Here is a 16644-nt window from a genome sequence, read left to right on the forward strand (position 1 = left end):
CCGGGTGCGGCGGGGAGGAGCAGAGGGGAGGGGAAGACGGCGCGGGCCGGGCTCCGGTCGGCGGAGCCCGGCCCGCAGGGGTGGGATCAGCTCTCGGGGATCTCGCTGGGCTGCCCGTAGGTGTCCGGCATCCGGAACCCGGGGAACAGCGACATCTTGGGGGCGATGAGCGCCTGGTTGTCCTCGGCGGCCTCACGGGGAGACTTCGAGCCGATGGTGACCGAGGTCTTGGACCGGTCCAGCGTGTCCCAGACGGCGGTCCCGACGGGCAGCGGCGGACGGGAGGTGGACGTCGGGAGCATCTGCCGGAACAGCTCAGCCCCCGGGTCGTACTTCTTCTCGACGATGGCCTGGATGTTGGTGGGCAGGTTGCCGAGGATCGGCTGGTAGATCGCCTGCCCGGGGTAGCCGGCGTGGAACTTCAGATACTCCCAGAGCGTCTTGGTGATGTTCGCGCCCTTGGGGATCACGAGCGACTGGCCGCCCGACCAGGTGTATGTCGAGTCGCCCTCCTTCTCGACCGGCAGCCAGGTCCACTTCAGCGGCAGGTGCGGGGCGTACTTCTTGTTGCCCTGGATCTGCCACGGCCCGGTCGGGGTGATCGCCAGGCGCTCCGAGAACAGCGCGTTCTGGGTGGGCGGCGCGTTCGGCGGCTGGTAGGTCGCGTAGAAGGCGTCGACCTTGGAGTAGGGGAACTCCTCGGCCCAGTCCGCGTACATCTCGAACACCGCCTGCCATTGCGGGGAGTCCAGCGTGATCTGCCCGGAATCGTTGTCGTACACCTCGGCGCCCATGCCGAAGGCCCAGGTGTACGGCGTGCCCTGGTCCTGCCAGGGTGCGAAGCCGAGCATGTCGTAGTTGCCGCGGTCGTCCTCGTGGGTGCACTGCCGGGCGACCTCGCGCAGCTCGTCCCAGGTGATGACGTGCTGCTCGGGATCGAACATGTCGAGGTCGATGCCGCGGTCGCGGAGGATGTTCTCGTTGTAGAGCAGGCCGCGGGCGTCGGTCGAGGTGGGAAGACCGTAGGTCTGTCCGTCATAGGTGAGCTCGTCGATCGCGAACTGGATCCACTGCTTCTTGAACTCCTCGGGGGAGACGTCCTCGTACTCCTCGATGAGCGGGTCGATGGGTTCGAGCAGGCCGATCGAGGCGTTCTGCACACCGTTGAACCGGTCCATCCACCACAGGTCCGGGGCGGTGCCGCCGCGCACGGCCGTGATGATCTGGCTCATGTCGGCGTTGCCGGAGGAGGGGACCTGGTTGATGACGATCTCGACGCCCTTGCCCGCATCGGTCTGCAGGAAGGCGTCGCGGACCATCTCGTCCTTGTCCTTGTCCGCGGCGCCCATGCCCCAGTACCGGATGACCTTGTCTCCGGTCGGGCCGCTGCGTGCGCAGGAGGAGGCGCCGAGGGTCGCGGCGGCGGCCAGTCCCGCGCCGCCCAGGAAACGTCGCCTGTCGATCACTTGAAGCCTCCGATGGTGATGCCGCGGATGAAGTACCGCTGGAAGATGAAGAACAGGATCAGCAGCGGCAGGATCACGAGGAACGACGCCGCCATGAGCTGGTTGAACGACACGTCCTGCGCGTTCACCGACTTGAACGTCTGCAGACCGATGGACAGCGTCTGCACCCGCTCGTCCTGCAGGTAGATCAGCGGGCCCATGAAGTCGTTCCAGGCACCGACCGCGGCGAAGATCGCGACCGTGGTCAGCGCGGGACGGGCCGTGGGGAACACGAGGCGCCACAGGATCGTCCATTCGCTCGCACCGTCGACGCGGGCGGCGTTCAGCATGTCGCGGGGGATCTGCAGAAGGAACTGCCGCAGGAGGAACACGTAGAACGCGGACCCGAACGCGGCGGGGACGATCAGCGGTGCGAACGTGTTCACCGCGCCGAGGCGGGCCCACATGTCGAACATCGGGATCAGCGTGACGGGGAACGGCAGGAACAGCGTCGCGATGACGATGTAGAAGACCTTGTCCCGGCCAGGCCAGTCGATGCACGAGAACCCGTAGGCGATGATGAAGTTCGCGACCACCGACAGCACCACGACCGAGATCGTGATGATCGCGGAGTTCGTGAAGAACTGCAGGAACGGCATCGCGGTGACGGCCTTGACGAAGTTCCCGAACTCCGCGGCCTGCGGCCACAGCGTCGGCGGGAACTTCGCGAGCTCCTCATCGGACTTCAGGGCGGAGATGACCATCCAGTACAGCGGCAGCAGGAACAGCACGCTGAGCGCGATCATCACGATCCGCGCGATGAGCGTGGAGTACCACGGCCGGATCGTGCCGTCGGCGCGACGGCCCCACTGGTCGGAGTCCTCCGCCTTCTGACGGCGGCGCTCGGCGAGGCCCGAGGCATCGGGCCCGATCTTCGATGTCAGGTTCGTCGTCATCAGGCAGCGTCCACGTCGTAGTTCACGAGTCGGCGCGAGAGCCAGAAGATCAGCAGCGCCAGGGCAAGACCCGCCAGGAACAGCAGCACGGCGAGGGCGGAGGCATAGCCGAGCTCCGCGAAGCCGAACGCGTTCTTGTACAGGTACATCATGTAGAACAGCGCACCCGCGTCGGGGTCGCCGGTCCCGTTGGTGACCACGTAGGCCTCGGTGAACACCTGCAGCGCACCGGACACGCCGGTGATGAGGTTGAACAGCAGCACCGGGCTCAGCAGCGGCAGCGTGATCGACAGGAACTGGCGCATCGGCCCGGCTCCGTCCACGCGCGCCGCCTCGTACACCGTCTTCGGCACGTTCCGCAGGCCCGCGAGGAAGATCAGGGCCGCGTTCCCGGCACCGAACTGCGCCATCAGGATGATCGCGATCTTCACGCCCGTGGGATCACCCAGCAGGTTCACGTTCGCGCCGCCGAACACGTTGATGATCTGGTTGAACAGACCGAACTGCGGATTCAGGAACACGATGAAGATGAACGACATCGCGAACGCGGGGATGAGCGAGGGCGCATAGAAGATCGTGCGGTACCACGCGACCTCGCGGACGTTCTGGTTCATCGCGATCGCGAGGGTGAGCGCGACCACGAGGCCCAGAGGCACGGCGATGACCGCGTAGAACAGGGTGTTCCCGGTGGCCTTCGCGACCATCGGGTCCGTGAACGCGGTGACGTAGTTCTGCAGGCCCACCCACGTCGGCGCCTCCATGCCCGAGTACCGGGTGAAGCTCAGCGCGATCGAGTACGTGACCGGGTACAGGATGAAGACCGCCAGGCCGATGATCCAGGGCGAGATGAACAGCAGCCCCAGCTTCAGATTGCGCTTGTTGGTCTGGGTCATGCGGCGGCGGCCGCGAGAGGACCGGTCGAGCGTCGGTGCGGATCGCGCGGCGGCGTCGCTGCCTCCGGCGAGCGAGCCGCCCATGTCGGTGGCGCTCATCGTTCTCCCTTCCGAGTAGCGGCGCACCATCGTCGACGCGCCGGGACGGGGACGGAGCGGCGACTGCGCGGGCGGGCCCGAGGAGGCCGCCGATCCGTGTGGCAGGGACCACTCCGTCTCTTCGCGAGGTACATTACTCACACCGATGGACATAAGGCAACGGGTCCCTGGGGGTTCGTCGAGCGACGACCCTGCGCACCGACGCCGACCACGGACGCGCGGGCGCCGCTGCCCGCCACGGACGCATCCTGAGCGGAGGAGGTGCGATGCGCGGATCGACGATGCCCGACATCGGGGCACGCAACGAGATGGTCGTCCTGCAGGCCATCCGCCTGGGCGAGGACGGCATCGCGCAGGCCGAGGTCATGCGTCGCAGCGGCCTGTCCCGCCAGGCCGTCTCCCAGATCGTGCGACGCCTGATCGACCGTGGGCTCGTGGAGACGGACGGCACCCGCAGCAACGGGCGGGGGAAGCCCTCGACCGTCCTGCGGATCGTGCCCCGGGCGATGCTCGCCGCCGGCGTGCACCTGGACCCTGCCCAGGTGACCGTCGTGATCGTCGACCTGCTCGCACGCGTCGTCGCCCAGCGATCCCTGGGGCTGCCCGCCTCGAGCCCCGAGGCGGACGTGCGGCGGATCGGCGACGCCGTCGCGGACATGCTCGGGCAGCTGCGTGCGGAGGGATTCGCCGCCGCGGACGGCGGAGACGTGGCAGGCGCCGTCGCCGGGCTGGGGATCGCCGCGCCTGCGGGTCTGGACTCCGCCCGCGGCATCCTGCTGGATCCCCCCTGGCTGCCCACCTGGCGCCATGTCCCGATCGTCGCGCAGCTCGAGGCCGCCACCGGGTTGCGGGTCGTCCTGGACAAGGACACCAACGCCGCTCTCACGGCCGAGTCCTGGGCGGGGAGCGTCCCCGGCGACGAGACGGTGCTGTACATCTACGTGGGCGCGGGCGTCGGGTCCGCCGTCGCCGGCGACGGCACCGTGCACCGCGGCAGCACCACCCAGGCCGGCGAGATCGGCCACCTCCCCACCGGGCTGGACGGCCCGGTCTGCGCCTGCGGGCGGCGCGCGTGCCTCGGTCTGTACACCGATGCCTCCGCGCTCCTCGCCCGCGCCCGTGAGCTGGAGCTGCTCCCCTGCGCCCCCGGGATCGCCGTGGCCTGCACTGCTCCCGCCGCGGCCGCTGCGGTCACCGGCCATGCGGTCGGCGAGGAGAGGGTGGCCGATGCCCTCGCCGACCTCGTCCGCCTCGCGATGGCCGGGAACGCCGCGGCGCGGGAGATCATCGCCGGGCATGGCCGCGCCCTGGGCGAGGCGCTGCGCACCCTGATCGGCGTGCACGACCCGCACCGGATCATCATCGGAGGGCCCTACTGGGGCCTCCTGGCGGAGCTCGCCCTCCCGGAGCTGCGCGAACGCGCCCTGGACGGCGCCGGGCGGGAGCACGGCGTGCTCATCGAGTCCTCCCGGCTCGGCGATGACGTCGGTGCGATCGGCGCGGCGAGCCTGTTCCTCGAGCGCGAGCTGTCCCCGGCCCGGCGCTGAGCCCCGGTCGCTGGTCGCCGACCGGATTCGCCGAGCCCCGCGCCATCCGGGGCGCTGATCGGCGACAGGAGCGGCGAATCCGCCTCCGGGGTCGCGGAGGCTTGACGCCCGCGATGTAAGCGCTAACATCATGGTACTTCGCACGTCCCCGCTCCTCCTCGCGGGCGACGTCCCATCGACGACGATCAGGTCCCCTCGCGAAGCCCGGGCCCTCCGGGGACCCGGGAACCCCCTGATCGCAGACGTTCAGGAGCCCTCGATGAAGAGACGCACCCTCCTCGCCGGCACGCCGCTCATGGCCGCCCTCGCCCTCGGCACCACCGCCTGCTCCGGCCGGATCGCCACGAAGAGCGACGCGCCCGCCCCGGTCGGCGACGGCACCTCCATCCCGCAGCTGACGCTCCCCGCCGAGGTCGCGGAGAACGTCGCCGGCATCGAGAACTACAACCCGTTCTCCCCGAACGCGACCACGAAGACGTACTTCTACGAGCCGCTGATGATCCGCAGCTCCGTGAACTGCGAGGTCGTGCCCTGGCTCGCGACGGACTACGCCTGGGTGGACCCGCAGACCCTGACCTTCACCATCCGCGAGGGCGTGACCTGGTCCGACGGCACGCCGCTGACCGCGGAGGACGTCGTGTTCACGCTGACCATGCGCAAGGAGTTCCCGGCGGCGGACGACATCGGCCTGTGGAACGACACCTTCGGAGCGCACGCCGACTCCGTCACCGCGGACGGCCAGGTCGTCACCATCGCGTTCTCCGGCAACGCCGCCGCCAAGTTCGACTCGCTCATCACGGCGAAGGTGCTGCCGAAGCACGTGTGGGGATCCGTCGGCGACCCCGCGCAGCACGTCGACACGGCGCCGGTGGGCACCGGACCCTTCCAGGTCGAGTCCTACAACGGCCGCCGCCTGACCATGACCCGCCGCGAGGACTACTGGCAGGCGGACAAGGTCCTCGTCGACACCCTCGTCCTCGAGGGCAACTACGACGCCACCAACGCGGCGCTGAAGCTCACCGCCGGGGAGCTCGACGCGTACTGGGGCGAGATCCCCAACCCCCAGCAGTCCTTCGCCGACAAGGACCCGGAGCTGAACCACTTCTGGTACGCCCCGGCCGGGTCCACGGTCCTCACCTACAACCTCACCCGGGCGCCCTTCGACGACGCGGCCTTCCGCGCAGCCCTCAGCCACGGCCTGGACAAGGACGAGATCAGCGCGAAGGCGACCTACGGAGTCATGGCGCCCGCCTCGCAGACGGGGCTCAAGCTGCCCTATGCCGAGGACCTCCTGCCCGAGGCGTATGCGGGCACGGACACGGTCCTCCCCTTCGACACCGCGGCCGCGGAGACCATGCTCGACGAGGCGGGCTACGTCGTGGGCCCCGATGGCTTCCGCACGATGAAGGACGGCAGCCCCCTCGCCCCGACCTTCACGGTCCAGGCCGGCTGGATCGACTACCAGGCCACGGCGGACGTCGTCGTCCGCAACCTCCAGGCCATGAAGATCAACGCCTCCGTGCAGACCTCCCCGCCGGACGCCGTCGACCAGAACAAGAAGGACGCCGAGTTCGACATGTGCCTGGAGTACCTCCACGGCGCCTGCGAGGTCGCCCGCAACCTCGGCTCCAAGCTCGCCTCGGACCAGGTCCCCGACAAGCAGACCGTCAAGGCGAACGTGGGCCGATGGATCGACCCCGCGACCGACGAGATCGTCGCCGAGCTCTCCGGCGCGACGGACCCCGCGCAGCAGAAGGAGCTCACCGGCCAGCTCGTCGACATCATGATGACCCAGTACCCGGTGACCCCGCTCATCTACGCGCCCGCCCGCATGATCTACCGGACGGACAAGGCCGTCGGCTGGCCCAGCGAGGAGGACCCCTACGCGACCAACTCCGACATGCTCATGATCATGACCCGGCTGACGCCGCCGCAGCAGTGACCGCCGATGAGCTACTTCCTGCGACGGATCGGCTACTTCCTGCTCACCCTGTGGGCGGCCGTGACCCTGAACTTCCTCATCCCGCGCCTGCAGCCCGGCGATCCGGCGGAGATGATGGTGAAGCGCCTCTCCGGCAAGGACGCGGAGATCGACCCCGCCAAGATCGAGGCCATGCGTGCCATGCTCGGCGAGCCCGAGGGCAATCTGCTCCAGCAGTACCTCGGCTACCTCGCGAGCCTGCTGCGCGGTGACTTCGGGCTGTCCTACATCTACTACCCGGCCCCCGTGACGGAGGTGATCGGCCGGGCGCTGCCCTGGACGCTCGTGCTGGTCGGCGTGACGCTCGCGCTGTCGTTCGTCCTCGGCACGGTCCTCGGCGCCTTCGCCGCCTGGCGCCGCAACTCGATGTTCGACTCGGTCGTCACGATCGGCTCGACCTTCATCGGGACCCTGCAGTCGTTCTGGATCGCGCTCCTGCTGCTCTTCGCCTTCGGCTACGTCATGGGCTGGTTCCCCACGGCCGGAGGGTACGAGGCCTCGACCCCCGGCTGGAACGGCGCGTTCCTCCTGGACGCCCTGCACCACTCGGTGCTGCCCGCGGTCGTGCTCATGCTGCTGGGCCCGGTCGGCTGGATCCTCGGGATGCGCAACACCATGATCATGAACCTGCGCGAGGACTACATCCGCCTGGCCCGCGCCAAGGGCGTGCCGGACCGGGACATCGCGCTGAAGTACGCGGCCCGCAATGCGCTCCTGCCCTCGATCACCGGTCTCGCCATGGCGCTCGGCGGAATCCTCGGCGGGCAGATCCTCATCGAGACCACCTTCGACTACCCGGGCCTGGGTCGGCTCATGCAGCAGGCCGCCGCGGGCAAGGACTACCCGCTGCTGCAGGCCCTGCTGCTGCTGACCATCATCGGGACCCTGGTCGCGAACCTCGTGGCCGACATGCTCTACGGCGTCCTCGATCCCCGCGCACGGAAGGCGTCCTGACATGGCGGAGAACACCATCGACGAGGGGTCTCTCGAGCAGAGCGAGGCCCAGATCGCGGACCGGATCGCCTCCGGCCCCACCTGGTACCAGGTCATCTGGTCCTCGAAGAAGGCCCGGGTCGGCATCGTCCTGCTGGGCCTGTACGTGCTCCTCGCCCTCGCGGCCCCGCTGATCGCCCCGTACCGCGGGGACGACACCTCCTTCGGGCCCGTCGAGCTGCCGAGCCAGGCCCACTGGATGGGCACCACCACCCAGGGCGCCGACATCTTCAGCCAGCTCATCTGGGGCACCCGCGTCTCGCTCCTGGTAGGCCTGTTCGGCGGGCTCTTCGCGACCGTGCTCGCCCTCGTGATCGGCCTCGTCTCGGGATACCTCGAGGGCACCTGGGTCGACGACGTCCTGGGGCTGCTCACCAACGTCGCCCTCGTCGTGCCGACGCTGCCGCTCATCATCACGCTCATGGCCTACTCCGAGGTGCGCAGCGTGTGGTTCACGATCCTCGTCATCGGCATCATCTCCTGGGCGGGACCGGCCCGCTCCAAGCGCGCCCAGATCATCACCCTGCGCCACCGGGACTTCGTCACCGCCGCGAAGTTCGCCGGGGACGGCACCGGCACCATCATCTTCCGCGAGATCCTCCCGCAGATGACGAGCCTCGTCGCCGCCGGATTCTTCGGCGCCGCCACCGGGGCCATCGGCGCCGAGGCCGGGCTGTCCTTCCTGGGGCTCGGCAACGTCGAATCCGTCTCCTGGGGGACCATGCTCTACCAGGCGCAGCTCCAGGGCGCCCTCGCCCAGGGCCTGTGGATCTGGCTGCTGGTACCCGGCCTCATGCTCTCCGGCCTGATCATGGCGCTGACCCTGATCAACTTCGGCATCGACCTCATCAGCAACCCGCACCTGCGAGAGGACGCCTGACATGACCTCGGCACCGCCCCGCGAGCCGCTGCTGGACGTGCGCGGTCTGTCCGTGCGCTACGAACCCCGGCTGGGCCCCCACATCACCGCCGTCGACGACGTGTCCCTCCAGATCCGTGAGGGGGAGTTCGTGGGCCTGATCGGCGAGTCCGGATCCGGGAAGTCGACCCTCGGGACCGCGATCCTGCAGCTCACCGAGCGGCCCGGCCGCATCAGCGGCGGGCAGGTCCTGTTCGAGGGGATGGACCTCGCCGCCATGGACGAGGACGCTCTGCGCCCGTACCGCTGGCGGGACGTGTCCACCGTGTTCCAGTCCTCGATGAACGCGCTGAACCCCGTCACCCGCATCGAGGCCCAGTTCCGCGACGCGATCGAGCTGCACTCCTCTCTGCGGGGAGCGGCCGTGACCCGGAGGATCCAGGAGCTGTTCGACCTGGTCCTCATCGACCATCGCTTCATCCGCGCCTATCCGCACGAGCTCTCCGGCGGCATGAAGCAGCGCGTCAACCTCGCCCTCGCCCTCGCCGACGAGCCCCGCTTCGTGCTGCTGGACGAGCCCACCACGGGGCTGGACGTCGTCGTCCAGCGCGAGATCCTCGAGAACGTGCGCGCCCTCCAGGAGCAGCAGGGCTTCGCGGTGCTGTTCATCAGCCACGACATCGGCACCGTGATGGACCTGTCCGACCGGATCCTCGTCATGTACGCGGGCCGGATCGTGGAGGAGCACGCGACCGATGACCTGCTGCGCGAGCCCCTGCACCCTTACACGAAGGGGCTGCTGGGCTCCTACGGCGACCCGCGGCAGGAGACCGTGCGCATCACCTACGTCCCGGGCCGGCCGCCGGACCTCTCGCTGCCGCTCATCGGCTGCCCCTTCGCGCCCCGCTGCCCGGAGAGGATCGCCACCTGCCTCACCGACGCCCCGCCGCTCGCGCTGCTTCCGACCCGCGGCCGCGCCGGGGGAGTCCAGGCCCTCGCCGTGGATGCCGGGGAGGCCTGGGAGCCGCCGCGCGTGGCCTGCCACGTCGCCCATGGTCAGCGCGCCGATCCACCGGACCCGGAGCTGGGCCCCATCACCGTCCGCTTCGCCGGTCCTGCCTTCGAGAAGTCCGTCGAGGAGTCGGACGAGGCCCTCGCAGCCGATGTCCTGCTCGACGTGGCGGAGCTGTCCAAGACGTACCGCAGCCGCGAGGGGCTGCGCACCCGCGAGACGCTCGCCGTGGACGACGTGTCCTTCCAGCTGCGCCGCGGCATGGTGACCGCCCTCGTGGGCCAGTCCGGATCCGGCAAGTCCACGATCGCGAAGATGGTCACGGGTGTCGAGACGCCGACCGCGGGGCGCATCACCTTCCGCTCCCGTGCGGGCGACCTCGATGTCGCCGCGCTGCGGGGGCGGGCGCTGCGCGGCTACTACGAGCTCGTGCAGATGGTGTTCCAGGACCCGTACTCCTCGCTGAACCCCAACAAGACCCTCGAGTACATCCTGTCGCGGCCGCTGAAGAACCATCGGTCCATGAAGGGCGCGGAGCTGCGGGCGGCCATCGACGAGCTGCTCGAGAGGGTCGCCCTCACCCCGGCCCCCCGCTACCGCGGCCGCTACGGCTATGAGCTCTCCGGAGGGCAGCGTCAGCGCGTCGTGATCGCCCGCGCGCTCGCCGCGCAGCCGGAGCTGATCATCGCCGACGAGCCGATCTCGAGCCTGGACGTGTCCATCCGCGCCGAGGTGCTCGAGCTCCTGCACCGCCTCGTCGCCGACTCCGACGTGGGCATCCTCTACATCACCCACGACCTGCTCAGCGCCCGGATGCTCGCCGACGAGGTGCTCGTGCTCCACGAGGGACGTCTGGTCGAGAAGGGACGCGCCATCGACGTGATCCGCGACCCCGAGGACGAGTACACCCGCCGCCTCCTGGAGGCCATCCCGAACCCCTTCGCCGACATCTACCGCTGAGCTGCACGGGCACGGCGGGAGCGGAAGCCGATGTGACGCCGTGCGGCGTGGGATGTTGTGCGCCTCCCTGCGACGGGGAAGGCTGGAGCCCCCGGGCATCCACCGCGGATGCCCGCTTCCCCCTGGAGTCCTCATGACCGAGACCCCTGCCCCTGTCCCCTCCTCGTCCCCATCCCTCCTCTCCCGTCTGATCGCCGAGTTCCTCGGCACCTTCTGGCTCGTCTTCGGAGGCTGCGGCTCCGCAGTCCTCGCCGCCGGCTTCGTGAACCAGGACGGCGTCCACCTGGGCATCGGCTTCCTGGGTGTCGCCCTCGCCTTCGGCCTGACCGTGGTCACCGGCGCCTACGCGGTCGGCCACATCTCCGGTGGCCATTTCAACCCCGCGGTCACCCTGGGCGTCTTCCTGGGCGGTCGCATCGAGGCGAAAGCGGTGCTGCCGTACATGGCGACCCAGGTCGTGGCGGGTCTCGTCGCCGCCACGGTCCTGTTCGTCGTCGCGAGCGGCGGCCCCGACTTCTCGATCGATCCCGGCGCCGCGGGATCCTTCGCGACCAACGGCTACGGCGAGCTCTCCCCCGGGGGCTACGGCCTGCTGTCCGCCTTCGTCCTCGAGGTCGTGCTGACGGCCGTGTTCCTCTGGGTGATCCTCGGGGTGACCCACGGCCGTGCCCCGGTCGGCTTCGCGCCGCTGGCGATCGGCCTCGCCCTGACCCTCATCCACCTCATCGCCATCCCGGTCACCAACACCTCGGTGAACCCCGCCCGCTCGCTCGCCGTCGCGGTGTTCAACCCCGCGGCGCTGGGCCAGGTGTGGCTGTTCATCCTCGCGCCGCTGATCGGCGCCGCGATCGCGGGCGCCACCTACCGGCTCCTGTTCGACCGCGAGTGATGCGGCGGGGTCGTGCGTGCACGTCCCCGCTCCCGCCCGCGCACGGCGCACCGGCCCGGCCGGTGCGCCGTGCGCGTCCGCGGGCCGATCGGCGTGCGGCCCGCGTGCTCCCGGGCGGGATCGCTGCCGTACCCGGACGGGACGGCGTCCCCGCTCCTCGAGCCGGTCAATCGCCGGGCCCGAGGCGTTCTGAGCACCCCTGCGCCGGTCCCAGCTGCAGGGTGACGGGACCGGATGCGCGGACCACGGTGCGCCCGTCTGCCCGGTCGATCCGGGCCGGCGCCCCGGCAGGGCTGCTCGCCGCCAGGACGGTGCGGCCCGTGCCGAGCTCGATCTCCGTCTCGTCCCCGGCGGGCTCCCCGAAGACCAGCTCGTCCGGGGAGATCCGCATGAGCTCGGCGTTCGCCCGTGTGATGCGGACCCCGGCGGCGGTCAGGCCGTGGGCGAGCATGTAGCCGGTATGCGGGGCGGGCCGCAGGGAGACCGCGTCGGGGCCCTCGCCGAGCCGCACCTCGGGGCGATGTCCGGAGGTGTTCAGCACGTGCAGCAGGCGGTCTCCCGCGGCATCGCGGGTCGAGGTCGTGAACACCCCGGGCGCGGAGCTGTGCAGCGGCAGGCCCGGCCGCGCCCCGAGCCGCGCCAGGGCGCGGCCGAACAGAGCGGGGCTCGAGGGCAGCCCGGCGGTGAGCACCACGGCGCGCCCCGCGGACAGCTCGACGTCGACGCCGACGACCCGGCCCTGCAGGTCGTGCAGGATCGCCTCGCCGCGTTCCGCGAGGATGCCCTGCACCCAGCCCACGCGGGTCTGCGGCAGGGGAGCGGCCCAGCCGCGTGCGGCGATGGTCGGGTACCAGCCGGGACGGTCCCAGGTCACGGGTTCGAGGGGGCGCACGCCGAGGTGATCTGCGAGGACCTGGCAGGGTGCGCCGTCGAGATCCTTCTCCGGGACAGGGCCGAGCAGCAGCAGACCGCCGCCGTCCTCGAGGTGGGCGACGAGCTCCTGCTGCACCGCCGGGTCCAGGTGCACGGAGGAGGCCAGCATGAGCACGCGGGGCCGCGACCGCGCCGCGCGCAGCCGGGACGCGGCCTCCTCGTCCCGCCCGCCGGCGCCGGCGGGCAGGGCCACCGCCCCGAACCGGTATCCCTGCAGCAGCGCCGAGCGGGCCAGCGCCCGGCGCTGCCCCGCGCCGCGATGGGCGCGCAGGTCCTCCACCACCTCCCGCATCCGCGTGCTGCGCGGATGCGCGTACTCGGTGGCATAGGAGTCCGGGACGAAGGCGAGAGCCAGGTCGTCATGCTCCTCCTGCGCGCTGGCGAGGAAGGGCTCATGCACGTGGGCAGCGGCGATGGCCGAGGTCAGGGGCGCGAAGGTGGGGGAGCGCTCGCCCTCGGGCGTGATCGGAGCGGCGGTGCCATGGCGCTCGCCGGTGAAGGAGATCCGGCCGATCCCGTCCGCCGGGCCGCCTGCCTCGCCGAGCGCGGCACGGCCGGCCTCCGCCTCGGCGCCGGAGCCCCCGGCCCCCGCACCGTCCGCGGGGATCGGCGGGTTGATGCCGCCGGCGAGCAGGTAATAGTTCAGCAGCCGGGCTCCCTGGGCGAGGAACAGACGGGTCTTCAGAGCGGTGGTGGAGGGCTCGTACTGCTGGTCGAGGCCGCCGCCGTAATCGCCGGATCCCGCCTCGAACTCGAGGCTCGTGAGCACCTGGTCGGCGTCGTGCACGGCCTGCTGGAACGCGTTCATGACATACAGGTCGGTCGTGGCCGTGAGCGTCATCGTCCCCACGTAGTGGTCCGATCCCGAGGCCATCCCCCGCACGCCGGCGTAGCTCTCCATGAGCTGGGAGATGCCGATCGGGAACGGCTCCCCGCTGCCGGCCTCGGTGCCGTGGATGTTCACCAGGAAGGGCACGTCGGTGATGCCGAGGGCCTCGGCCGACTCCCGCAGGTGCTGCACGTACCGCGCGAAGCGGCCGCGCATGAAACGGGTCAGGTCGGTGCGCAGCGGGCCCGCCCACGCCTCGTCGGGGCTGCGGACCGCATCGGCCCAGGCGGCGCAGGTCGCGACCGGCGGGTAGGTCGTCCCGGCATCGGGCCGATGCGCGAGGACCCACCCGCGCAGGTCCTCGAGCAGGTGGTCGGTGAGGTCCGGGGTGTTCGAGACCCAGGCGAGCATGCCGATCTCGTTGTCCAGCTGCACCGCGATCACGGGGCCGCCGCGGCTGATCAGACGAGGTGCGATCACCGGCAGCACGGCCGCGTACCAGCGGTCGGCCTCGGCGAGGAAGGCGGGGGCCAGGTAGTCCACGGCCGATGTGGTCGCCGGCGTGCCGTCCCATCCCGTCGGCACGATCTCCGGATGATCGCGGTACAGCCGCGAGGGAAGCCCCTCGTGCATCAGCTCGGCCATCTGGAACGGGCCGGGGCGGGCGATGAACCAGAGCCCGCGGGCCTGGCACAGGTCGAGGAAGGCCCCCAGGTCGCGCTCCGGCGCGGTGGTCCCCCTGACGTCGATGGTGCCGTCCGGCAGCTCGTGCCACATCCAGGGGATGTAGCTGGCCACGGCCGTGCAGCCGGATTCGAGCAGCAGGTCCAGGCGCTGGCCCCACTGCTCCCGGGGCAGGCGGAAGTAGTGGATCTCGCCGGCGAGGACGAGCCGTGGGCAGCCGTCGATCAGGATCCGGCGGCGGGTCATCTCGATCATGGGGCCTCCAGCGGCCTGTGCGGTCGACAGCGATGTCGACGGGCCCGCTCGAGGCGGGCGAGGGACGGTGCGGGGACCGCTCCGCCGGGGACGGGGAGACGGGCCCACCCGAGTGTAAGCGCTGTCATCGGTGAGGGGAACTCTCCTGCGACCCCGCTGTCCTCCCGGGAGCTCCGCGGTCCCGCACCGCCCGCGAGCTGCATGCCTCTGGACGGGAGCGGCCCGCGGCTCCTACAGTGCGCACAGGAGCGCGAGGATCCGGCGGCGGGCCCCTGACAGCCCGCGTCTCCGCCGGTGCGCCCCGCGCGAGCCCCTTCCCCGACACCACGAGGTGCATCATGACCGCGACCGACCCGAAGGCACCGCTGCGCGGCGCCCGTCTCGCCCTGCTCATCGCCGGCATCGCCGGCATCGTCGCCGGCATCGTGATCCTCGCCTGGCCCACCAAGGCTGCCGTCGCGGTCGCCGCGATCATCGCCGGATACGCGATCTTCTCCGGGCTGACATACATCGTGATGGGCGTGCTCTCGCGCTCCTTCGAGACGATCGGCAAGATCGGGCACATCGCCCTCGGAGTCCTCTATGTCGCCGCAGGCATCTTCGCGCTCGTGGAGATCCAGGCCTCTGCTGCGTTCCTCGCGATCTTCGTGTCCATCGCCATCGGTCTGACCTGGATCATCGAGGGCGTCGTCGCCCTGTTCACGCTGCGCATCCGCGAGGCGAAGCTGTTCACCATCGTGTTCGCGGTGGTGTCGATCCTCGGCGGGCTCATCCTCGTGACGAGCCCGCTGTGGTCCGCGCTGCTGCTGTGGTGGCTCCTGGGCGTCGCGCTGCTCGCGCTGGGCGCGCTCAACGTCATGCGGGCGGCGCTCGGCCGGACCTCCTGGTGACCGGGCCATGTCGACGAGGCTGAGCCGCCTCCAGCGCTCCCGCCGCCCTCGTCCCACCCTCGAGGAGTCCCTCGCCGCGGGGCGCGAGCGGCGCCGGAGCCATCCGCGGTCGGAGGTCGGCGACATCGCCCTCGCCGCGGATCGCGACCCGCTCGGGATCCTCGGGGTGCAGAACGCGACCCGGCTGGAGGAGCTCGTCCCCCTGCGCATGGAGCGGATGGCGAGCTCGCCCTTCGCGTTCTATCGCGGAACGGCGGGGGTGATGGCGGCCGACCTCGCCCGAGAGCCCGTCACCGGGATCCGCGTCGTCTCCTGCGGCGATGCGCACGTGTCCAACTTCGGGCTCTACGCCTCCCCGCAGCGGAGCATCGTGTTCGACCTCAACGACTTCGACGAGGCGGCGCTGGCTCCCTGGGAATGGGACGTGAAACGGCTCGTGACCAGTGTGATCATCGCTGCGACCGATGCCGGGGCGGACCCTCTCGAGGCGCGCGAGTCCGCCCGGCTCACGGCCCGCGCATACCAGCGGGCGCTCGCGGAGCTGATGCGGACCGATGTGCTGGGCCGCTACTACCGGCACGTCGAGGCCGAGGCCGCCCCGGATCATCCGCTGCTGCCGAAGAAGGCGCGCAAGGACGTCGGGAAGGATCTCGACGTCGCCCTGCGCAAGGCGCGCCGGCGCACCTCCGACGCCTACCTGCGCAAGATCAGCACCCGCGACGAGGACGGCACCCTCCAGATCGTCGAGGACCCGCCCGTGCTCACCCACGTCGACCCCGCGCTCGAGGACCTCGCCGAGGACCTGTTCGAGCGCTACCGCACGACCGTGCCCGCCGACGTGGCCGAGCTGCTCTCGCACTACACCCTCGCCGACGTCGCCCGCCGCGTCGTCGGCGTGGGCAGCGTCGGAACCCGGTGCTACATCCTCGTCCTCGAGGATCCCTCGCATGCACCGCTCATCCTGCAGATGAAGGAGGCGCAGGACTCCGTCCTGGAGACCTTCGGCGGGATCGTCCCCGCCGGGATCGGCAGCGCCGCCGACTCCGTCCGCCCGTACGAGGGCCAGGGGCACCGGGTCGTCGCCTCGCAGAGGATCCTGCAGGCCGTGTCCGATCCCTTCCTCGGGTACCTGAGCGCGGGCGGGCGCGACTACTACGTGCGCCAGTTCCGGGACATGAAGGGCTCCTTCGAGACCTCCGACCTGAGCCGCGCGAGCTTTCGCACCTACGTGATCAGCTGCGCGGCGCTGCTGGCCCGCGCCCATGCACAGAGCCTCGACGCTCCGCAGATCGCGGGCTACCTGGGCAGCTCCGACACCTGGGCGCGGGCGATCACGGCCTGGGCGGAGTCCTATGCGGCGCAGTCCCTCGCCGACGTCGAGGCGCTGCGGGAATCGCTCGGCCGCTGAGCGCCTGCGCC

The 16644-nt window shown here is 70.7% G+C and carries 12 protein-coding genes; 8 read left to right on the top strand and 4 right to left on the bottom strand.

All coding sequences use genetic code 11. From position 1 onward, the window contains the following. Nucleotides 1-86 precede the first annotated feature (86 nt). From ACFFF6_RS11815 to ACFFF6_RS11825, 3 genes are read right to left on the bottom strand one after another with little or no spacing between them, the layout of a single operon-like run. Nucleotides 87-1466, bottom strand: a complete 1380-nt coding sequence (locus tag ACFFF6_RS11815) for an extracellular solute-binding protein (RefSeq protein WP_376980928.1) — start codon at nucleotides 1464-1466, stop codon at nucleotides 87-89. Continuing rightward, nucleotides 1463-2401, bottom strand: coding sequence for a carbohydrate ABC transporter permease (locus tag ACFFF6_RS11820; protein ID WP_376980930.1), 939 nt, complete (start codon nucleotides 2399-2401; stop codon nucleotides 1463-1465). The genes ACFFF6_RS11815 and ACFFF6_RS11820 overlap by 4 nt, the downstream gene beginning before the upstream one ends. Further along, on the bottom strand, nucleotides 2401-3393 hold the full coding sequence (locus ACFFF6_RS11825) for a carbohydrate ABC transporter permease (RefSeq protein ID WP_376980932.1): 993 nt from the start codon (nucleotides 3391-3393) through the stop codon (nucleotides 2401-2403). The genes ACFFF6_RS11820 and ACFFF6_RS11825 overlap by 1 nt, the downstream gene beginning before the upstream one ends. A gap of 266 nt (nucleotides 3394-3659) precedes the next feature. Here ACFFF6_RS11825 and ACFFF6_RS11830 point away from each other — a divergent pair, with 266 nt between their 5' ends. The 6 genes from ACFFF6_RS11830 (at nucleotide 3660) to aqpZ (ending at nucleotide 11634) form a co-directional block, all read left to right on the top strand. Beyond that, entirely contained in the window at nucleotides 3660-4940 is a 1281-nt protein-coding gene (locus ACFFF6_RS11830) for an ROK family transcriptional regulator (RefSeq protein WP_376980933.1), read from the top strand. Nucleotides 4941-5199: 259 nt separating this feature from the next. Then, nucleotides 5200-6882: an ABC transporter substrate-binding protein gene (locus ACFFF6_RS11835; RefSeq protein ID WP_376980935.1), complete on the top strand. Its 1683-nt coding sequence runs from the start codon at nucleotides 5200-5202 to the stop codon at nucleotides 6880-6882. 6 nt (nucleotides 6883-6888) lie between these two features. Further along, nucleotides 6889-7875, top strand: coding sequence for an ABC transporter permease (locus ACFFF6_RS11840; protein WP_376980937.1), 987 nt, complete (start codon nucleotides 6889-6891; stop codon nucleotides 7873-7875). A gap of 1 nt (nucleotide 7876) precedes the next feature. Next, nucleotides 7877-8794, top strand: a complete 918-nt coding sequence (locus ACFFF6_RS11845) for an ABC transporter permease (protein WP_376980939.1) — start codon at nucleotides 7877-7879, stop codon at nucleotides 8792-8794. A 1-nt stretch (nucleotide 8795) separates the two neighbouring features. After that, nucleotides 8796-10745 (top strand): ABC transporter ATP-binding protein, encoded by a 1950-nt coding sequence (locus tag ACFFF6_RS11850; protein ID WP_376980941.1) that lies wholly within the window; start codon nucleotides 8796-8798, stop codon nucleotides 10743-10745. A 133-nt stretch (nucleotides 10746-10878) separates the two neighbouring features. Further along, the gene (gene aqpZ / locus ACFFF6_RS11855) at nucleotides 10879-11634 is read left to right on the top strand and encodes an aquaporin Z (protein ID WP_376980943.1); all 756 of its coding nucleotides are present in this window, start codon (nucleotides 10879-10881) and stop codon (nucleotides 11632-11634) included. Nucleotides 11635-11800: 166 nt separating this feature from the next. On the opposite strand, the gene ACFFF6_RS11860 is transcribed toward aqpZ, so the two are convergent. Further along, the gene (locus ACFFF6_RS11860; protein WP_376980945.1) at nucleotides 11801-14335 is read right to left on the bottom strand and encodes a beta-galactosidase; all 2535 of its coding nucleotides are present in this window, start codon (nucleotides 14333-14335) and stop codon (nucleotides 11801-11803) included. 338 nt (nucleotides 14336-14673) lie between these two features. Between ACFFF6_RS11860 and ACFFF6_RS11865 the strand changes: the two genes are divergently transcribed. Continuing rightward, nucleotides 14674-15225 carry a DUF308 domain-containing protein gene (locus ACFFF6_RS11865; RefSeq protein WP_376980947.1) on the top strand — a complete coding sequence of 184 codons (552 nt, stop codon included), beginning with the start codon at nucleotides 14674-14676 and terminating at the stop codon, nucleotides 15223-15225. Nucleotides 15226-15232: 7 nt separating this feature from the next. After that, on the top strand, nucleotides 15233-16633 hold the full coding sequence (locus ACFFF6_RS11870) for a DUF2252 domain-containing protein (RefSeq protein ID WP_376980949.1): 1401 nt from the start codon (nucleotides 15233-15235) through the stop codon (nucleotides 16631-16633). Nucleotides 16634-16644 lie beyond the last annotated feature (11 nt).

This window comes from Brachybacterium hainanense, from assembly GCF_042434575.1.
Lineage (GTDB): Bacteria > Actinomycetota > Actinomycetes > Actinomycetales > Dermabacteraceae > Brachybacterium > Brachybacterium hainanense.